The sequence below is a fragment of the Kitasatospora sp. NPDC023120 genome (genome assembly GCF_055560835.1).
Map to the genome: position 1 here is coordinate 1 of NZ_JBVHHY010000069.1, position 8,121 is coordinate 8,121.

The following is an 8,121-nucleotide window of genomic DNA, read 5'->3' on the forward strand; positions in this document are numbered from 1 at the left end:
GGCGAACGTCTTCCTCGACGCCCTCGCCCAGTCCCGCCGCGCCGAGGGCCTGCCGGCCGTCTCCCTCGCCTGGGGCCTGTGGGCCGAGGCGAGCGGGATGACCTCGGGCCTGGGGAGCGCGGACCGGCAGCGGATCGCCCGCCAGGGTGCGGAGGCGCTGAGCGAGGCGGAGGGCCTGGCCCTCCTCGACCAGGCGCTCTCCGACACCGCCCACGACGGGCTCCTGCTGCCCATCCGCCTGAACCTGCCTGCTCTCCGCACCCGGCCCGAGTCGGTGCCGACCGTCCTGCGCGCCCTGGTGCCCGCGAGGGCACGGCGTCAGGCGGCCGGCCCGGCCGAGGGCGGCGGCCTGACCGGGCGGCTGGCGGCGATGACCGAGGAGCAACGCTCCGAATACCTGCTGGAGCTGGTGCGCACGGAGGTCGCTGCCGTGCTGTCGTACGGAACGGCGTCCACGATCGAGCCCCAGCGGGCCTTCAAGGACCTGGGATTCGACTCGTTGACGGCGGTGGAGCTGCGGAACCGGCTGGCGGCCGTCACGGGCGTGAAGCTCGGTCCCACGATCGTGTTCGACTACCCGACGGCCGAGGACCTGGCGCAGCACCTGCGCTCGCAGATCCCGGACCTGCCCGCTTCCGGGCGGGACGGTCTGCTCGCGGAGCTGGACCGGATCGAGCGGATGCTCGTGGCCGTCGACACGACCGAGGACGAGAGCGCGGACATCCAGCAGCGTCTGACCGCCCTGCTGGCGCGGTTCGACCAGAAGTCGCGGTCGGCGGACTCCGAGGAGGACGTCGCGGACAAGCTCGATGCCGCGTCGGACGACGAGATCTTCGCCTTCATCGACAACGAACTCGGCTGAGCGCCGACCCAGCCCACCCGACGACAGCGCTGGTCTCCCCAGAGACTCGATTGGTGTACTGACTGATGTCCAACGAGCAGAAGCTTCGCGACTACCTCAAGCGGGTCACGACCGACCTGGCCGAAACCCGCCGACGTCTCAACCAGGCCGAGGCCGCTCGGCAGGAACCCGTGGCGATCGTCGGGATGGCCTGCCGCTACCCGGGTGGTGTGGTGTCGCCGGAGGGCCTCTGGGAGCTGGTGGCGGCGGGCCGGGACGCGGTCGACCTCATGCCCGGGGACCGGGGCTGGGACGTCGACGCCCTCTACGACCCGGACCCGGACCACCCGGGGACGACGTACGCGCGGGAGGGCGGGTTCCTGCGGGACGTCGCCGAGTTCGACGCCGGATTCTTCGGCATTTCGCCGCGTGAGGCGCTGGCGATGGATCCGCAGCAGCGGCTGCTGCTGGAGACCTCCTGGGAGGCGTTCGAGCGGGCGGGCATCGATCCGGCCTCGCTCCGGGGCAGCCGGACCGGGGTGTTCGCGGGTGTGATGTACCACGACTACGGTGCCCGGCTTGGCGGGGGCGCGGTGCCGGAGGGCGTCGAGGGGTACGTCGGCAATGGCAGCTCGGGCAGCGTTGCCACTGGCCGGATCTCGTACACCCTCGGGCTGGAGGGCCCTGCCGTCACCGTCGACACCGCCTGCTCCTCCTCGCTGGTCGCCCTGCACCTGGCGATCCAGGCCCTGCGCCAGGGGGAGTGCACCATGGCGCTCGCCGGCGGCGTCACGGTGATGGCCACCCCGGACACCTTCGTCGAGTTCTCCCGCCAGCGGGGCCTTGCCCCGGACGGCCGGTGCAAGGCGTTCGGTGCCGGTGCCGACGGCACCGGCTGGGCCGAGGGCGCCGGCATGCTGCTGGTGGAGCGGCTGTCGGACGCCCGGCGGTTGGGCCACCCGGTGCTGGCGGTGGTGCGCGGCAGTGCGGTGAACCAGGACGGCGCCTCGAACGGCCTGACGGCCCCGAACGGTCCGTCGCAGCAGCGGGTGATCCGGCAGGCGCTGGCGAACGCGGGTGTGCAGGCGTCGAGTGTGGACGTGGTGGAGGCGCACGGGACGGGGACGTCGCTGGGTGACCCGATCGAGGCGCAGGCTCTGCTGGCGACGTACGGGCAGGGGCGTTCGGCTGAACGGCCGCTGTGGCTGGGGTCGTTGAAGTCGAACATCGGGCACGCACAGGCCGCTGCGGGTGTGGGTGGCGTGATCAAGATGGTGATGGCGATGCGGGCCGGCGTGCTGCCGCGCACCCTGCACGCGGACGAGCCGTCGCCGCACATCGACTGGTCCTCCGGAACGGTGCGACTGCTCACCGAGGGGCAGGCCTGGTCCGAGAGCAGCGAACCGCGCCGTGCGGGGATCTCCTCGTTCGGGGTCAGTGGCACGAACGCTCACGTGATCATCGAGCAGGAGCCGACCGAGCCCGAGCCCGAGCCCGAGTTCGAGGCCGAGGCCGAGGCCGAGGCCGAGCCGGCCAGGGTGTCGAATCCTGGACCTGCCGTGCTGCCGTGGCTGATCTCCGCCAAGACGGCCGACGGCGCCCGCGCCCAGGCCGCGCGCCTGCACGCTCACCTCCTCGCCCGTCCGGAGCTGGAGCCGGCGGACGTGGCGTACTCGCTGGCCACCACGCGGACGGTCTTCGCGCAGCGCTTCGTCGCGCTCGGTGCCGACCGTGACGAACTGCTGCGTGCCGTAGCGGAGTTCGCGGACGGCGAGGTGGGCGCGACCGCCGCAGCCTCCGGCGCGACCGCCTTCCTGTTCTCCGGGCAGGGCTCGCAGTGGTCCGGGATGGGGCGTGAACTCGCGGACAGGTTCCCGGTGTTCGCGGAGTCGCTGGATGCGGTTTGTGTCGCGCTGGATCCGCTGCTCGGTCGCCCGTTGCGTGAGGTGATGTGGGGCGAGGATGCGGAGGCGTTGGACCGTACGGAGTTCACGCAGCCGGCGTTGTTCGCGCTGGAGGTGGCGCTGTTCCGGCTGCTGGAGTCGTGGGGAGTCAAGCCGGACGTGCTGGCCGGGCATTCGGTCGGTGAGATCGCGGCGGCGCATGTTGCTGGTGTGCTGTCGCTGGCGGACGCCGCCGCACTGGTCGCGGCGCGGGGTCGTCTGATGCAGCAACTGCCGTCGGGTGGTGCGATGGTGGCGGTCGAGGTCTCCGAGGAGGAGATCCTTCCGCTGCTTGAAGGCCGGGAGCTGGAGGTCGGCCTGGCTGCGGTCAACGGCCCCACCTCGGTGGTCCTGTCCGGGGCTGAGGATGCGGTGGTTGAGATTGCCGCCGCCCTGGCGGAGCGGGGGGTGCGGACGAAGCGGCTGCAGGTCAGCCACGCGTTCCATTCGCCGTTGATGGTCCCGATGCTGGACGAGTTCCGCACGGTGGTGGAGGGACTGGCCTTCGCCGAACCTGGGATCCCGTTCGTGTCCACCGTCACCGGTGCCTCGATAGGTGCGGAGATCGCTGACCCGGCGTACTGGGTTCGGCATGTCCGGGAGGCCGTACGGTTTGCCGACGCGGTCGTTGCGCTGAACGCGCGCGAGGTGGCCCGGTACGTCGAGGTGGGCCCGGCGGCCGCTCTCGTCCCCATGGCCCAGGCGACCCTCGACCGGTGCACGCAGGCGGAGGACGCGCCGGCGGCACTGGTGGTGCCCGTCCTGCGCCGCCGGCAGCCGGAGGAGAACGCCCTGCTCACGGCAGTGGCGCGGCTGTACGAAACCGGCGTGCCCGTCGACTGGACGGCGGTCCTCGCCGGCGTCGACGCCCGCCGGGTGGAGCTGCCGACGTACGCGTTCCAGCGCGAGCGGTACTGGCTGGACGCCCCGGCCACGGCCGGCGTGGGCGACCTGGCCACCGTCGGACTCGGTGCCACCCGGCACCCCCTGCTGGGCGCTTCGATCGCCCTCGCCGAGGGCGACGGGGTGCTGCTCACAGGACGCCTCTCCCTGGCCACCCACCCGTGGCTGGCCGACCACGCCGTCCACGGCACCGTCCTCGCCCCCGGCGCGGCCCTGCTGGAGCTGGCGTTGCGCGCGGGCGACGAGGTGGGCTGCGGCCGGGTGGAGGACCTCACCCTCGGAACCCCGCTGGTCGTGCCCGCCGACGGGGCCGTCCAGGTCCAGGTCACCGTCGCGGAGCCGGACGAGCGCGGGCTGCGGCCGGTGCACATCTACTCCCGTCCGCAGCCCGAGGAGGAGGGGATCGGGAACGCAGCCGAGGCCGGGTGGGCCTGCCACGCGACCGGGCTCCTGGCCGCGCGAGCGGCGGGCGCCGGGTCGTCGGCTGAGTTGGTGGCCTGGCCGCCGAGTGGTGCGGAGCCGGTGGATGTCACCGGGTTCTACGACGGGTTGGCGGAGCGTGGGTTCGCCTACGGGCCGGCGTTCCAGGGGTTGCGTGCGGCGTGGCGGCGTGGCGATGAGGTGTTCGCGGAGGTCGCGCTGCCGGAGGCGGCGGCGGGGACGGGTGAGTTCGGGTTGCACCCGGCGCTGCTGGACGCCGCGCTGCACGGGATCGGTCTGACCTCGGCCGCCGCCGACGACGTGGCACGGCTGCCGTTCGCGTGGTCGGGGGTGTCCCTCGAAGCGGTCGGTGCGACGGCGCTGCGGGTGCGGATCGCGGGCGGTGGTGCTGATGGCTTCCGTGTGGACGTGGCTGATGTGTCGGGTCTGCCGGTGGTGTCGGTGGAGTCGCTGGTGGTGCGGGAGGTTTCGCGCGAGCAGCTGGCTGTTGCGGCGTCGTCGGCATCTGAGTCGCTGTTCCGGGTGGAGTGGGTTCCGGCCCCGTCGGCGGGTGCTGACTCAGTGGAGTTCGCGGTGCTCGGCTCGGCATCGGATCTGGATTCCTTGGCGGTGTCCGGTTCGGCGCCGGGTGTGCTGGTGCTGGAGTGCGCGCCGGTAGAGGTTTCGGTTCCGGGGGCTGTGCGTGCCGGGCTTGATGGTGTGCTGGGTGTGGTGCGGCGGTTCGTGGCCGAGGAGCAGTTCGCGGCTTCCCGGCTGGTCGTGGTGACGCGTGGAGCGGTCGCCGTGTCCGCCGGCGAGTCGGTGGATGTGCGGGTGGCTCCGGTGTGGGGTCTGGTGCGGGCGGCGCAGGCGGAGCACCCGGATCGGATCGTGATCGGTGACCTGCCGGCCGGCACAGGCCTGGACGCGTTGAGTGCTGGGCTGGCGTCGGGTGAGTCGCAGTGGGCGGTTCGGGACGGTTCGGTGCGTGTCCCGCGTCTGGTCCGCGCCCGGACCTCGTCGTCGAACCCCGAGGTGGCCTTCGGCGGGGGCTCGGTGCTGGTGACGGGTGCTTCGGGTGTGCTGGGTGCTCTGGTGGCCCGGCACCTGGTGTCGGCGTGTGGTGTGCGGGATCTGCTGCTGGTCAGCCGTCGCGGTCTGGCCGCTGACGGCATGGCCGAACTCCGGCTTGAACTTCAGGAGTTGGGTGCCGCTGTCGAGGTCGTGGCGTGTGATGTGGCTGACCGGGAGGCGCTGGCCGGGCTGGTGTCGGGCCGGAAGCTGAGCGGCGTGGTCCACGCGGCGGGCGTGCTGGACGACGGCGTGCTGGAGTCGCTGGATGCGGCCCGCTTCGACACGGTGCTGCGCCCGAAGGTCGATGCCGCCTGGCACCTGCACGAGCTCACGAAGGACCATGAGCTGTCGGCCTTCGTCCTGTTCTCTTCCGCAGCCGGTGTGTTCGGCAATGCGGGGCAGGCGAACTACGCTGCGGCGAACGTCTTCCTCGACGCCCTCGCCCAGTCCCGCCGCGCCGAGGGCCTGCCGGCCGTCTCCCTCGCCTGGGGCCTGTGGGCCGAGGCGAGCGCCATGACCGGCACCCTGGCCGACACCGACGTGCAGCGGCTCGCCCGCTCCGGCGCCGTCGCCCTCACGAACGACGAAGGCCTGGCCCTCCTCGACCAGGCCCTCACCGATGACCTCCAGGGGCTTCTGGTCGCGACGCACCTCAGCCGCGCCGCTCTGCGCGCTCAGGCGCAGGACGGGACCCTGCCTGCGCTGCTTAGCGCGCTGATTCCGGCAACTACGCGCCGGAACGCGACTGTTGATTCAGCTTCGGCCGCGAATGGCACAGGACTTCGGGAGCGTCTGAACGGTATGCCCCGCGCCGATCGCGCTGACTTCGTGCGGGGCCTGGTGCGCCGCGAGGTCGCTCGTGTCCTGGGCCACGCCTCGTCCGAGGCCGTGCCCGCGACGCAGTCCTTCAAGGAACTGGGCTTCGACTCGCTGATGGCGGTGGAGCTGCGCAATCGGTTGACTGCCGCGACTGGCTTGCGCCTGCCGGCGACTCTGGTGTTCGACTACCCGACCTCGGTCGCGCTGGCGGAGTTCGTCGAGTCACAGGTCGCCGGTGAGCCGGAGCAAGCAGCGGAAAGCGCCGTCGCGCGTCGGCCGGCCATGGGCAACGGCGACGATCCGGTCGTGATCGTGGGCATGAGCTGCCGGTACCCGGGTGATGTGTCGTCGCCGGAGGGCCTGTGGGACCTGGTCCTGTCCGGCGGGGACGCCGTGTCCGGCTTCCCGGTGGACCGTGGCTGGGATCTGGAGAACGTGTTCCACCCGGACCCGGATCACCCGGGGACGACGTACTCGCGCGAGGGTGGATTCCTATACGGCGCCGCCGAGTTCGATGCCGAGTTCTTCGGTATTTCGCCGCGCGAGGCGCTGGCGATGGATCCGCAGCAGCGGCTGCTGCTGGAGACGTCGTGGGAGGCGTTCGAGCGGGCGGGGATCGATCCGGGGTCTCTTCGGGGGAGCCGGACCGGGGTGTTCGCGGGTGTGATGTACCACGATTACGCGTCGCGGTTGCGTGAGGTGCCGGGGCATCTTGAGGGTTTGATGGGGACGGGCAATGCGACGAGTGTGATCGCGGGTCGTCTGTCTTACACCTTCGGGCTGGAGGGTCCGGCGGTGAGTGTGGACACGGCGTGTTCGTCCTCGCTGGTGGCCCTGCACCTGGCGGTGCAGGCGCTGCGGTCGGGCGAGTGCGACATGGCGCTCACTGGTGGAGTCACGGTGATGTCCACGCCGGAGGCATTCGTCAACTTCAGCCGCCAGCGCGGCCTTTCGCCCGACGGTCGATGCAGGGCGTTCGGCGCGGGTGCCGACGGAACCGGCTGGTCCGAGGGTGTGGGCATGCTGCTGGTGGAGCGGCTGTCGGACGCGCGCCGGCTCGGGCATCCGGTGCTGGCGGTGGTGCGTGGCAGCGCGGTGAACCAGGACGGCGCCTCGAACGGCCTGACGGCCCCGAACGGCCCGTCGCAGCAGCGGGTGATCCGGCAGGCGCTGGCTTCGGCCAGGCTGGAGGCCGGCCAGGTGGATGCGGTGGAGGCTCACGGAACCGGGACGAACCTGGGTGACCCGATCGAGGCACAGGCTCTCCTGGCAACGTATGGGCAGGGCCGAACCGCCGAACAGCCGCTCTGGCTTGGCTCGTTGAAGTCGAACATCGGCCACTCCCAGGCCGCCGCCGGCGTGGGTGGCGTGATCAAGATGGTGATGGCGATGCAGGCCGGCGTGCTGCCGCGCACGCTGCATGTCGACGAGCCGTCCCCGCACATCGACTGGACGGAGGGACATGTCCGCCTGCTCACCGAGGAGCAGGCCTGGCCCGACACCGCCGAGCCGCGCCGTGCCGCCGTCTCCTCCTTCGGGTTCAGCGGCACCAACGCTCACGTCATCATCGAGCAGGCGCCGACCGGGACCGAGCCGGCCAGGGTGTCGAATCCTGGACCTGCCGTGCTCCCGTGGCTGATCTCCGCTAAGACGGCCGACGGCATTCGCACCCAGGCTGCGCGCCTGCACGGGCACCTTCTTGCTCGTCCGGAGCTGGAGCCGGTGGATGTGGCGTTCTCGCTGGCGACGACGCGTGGTGCGCTGGAGCACCGGGCTGTCGTCGTCGGCTCGGACCGTGACGAACTGCTCGCCGGTCTGGGCTCGTTGACGGGCTCGGGGCCTGTGGTGGAGGGGATGTTGGCGTTCCTGTTCACGGGGCAGGGTGCGCAGCGTCTGGGCATGGGACATGAACTCGCCGAGGCGTTCCCGGTGTTCGCGGAGTCGCTGGATGCGGTTTGTGTCGCGCTGGATCCGCAGCTCGGTCGCCCGCTGCGTGAGGTGATGTGGGGCGAGGATGCGGAGGCGTTGGACCGTACGGAGTTCACGCAGCCGGCCCTGTTCGCGCTGGAGGTGGCACTGTTCCGGCTGCTGGAGTCTTGGGGAGTCAAGCCGGACGTGCTG

The 8,121-nt window shown here is 71.7% G+C and carries 2 protein-coding genes; both read left to right on the forward strand.

Going from position 1 to position 8,121, the window contains the following annotated elements; all coding sequences use genetic code 11:
- Positions 1-862, forward strand: an 862-nt coding sequence (locus ACZ3TI_RS40325) for an acyl carrier protein (protein ID WP_465735483.1), incomplete at its 5' end; no start/stop codon positions are given.
- Positions 863-924: 62 nt separating this feature from the next.
- On the forward strand, positions 925-8,121 hold a 7,197-nt coding region (locus tag ACZ3TI_RS40330; RefSeq protein ID WP_465735485.1), incomplete at its 3' end, for an SDR family NAD(P)-dependent oxidoreductase.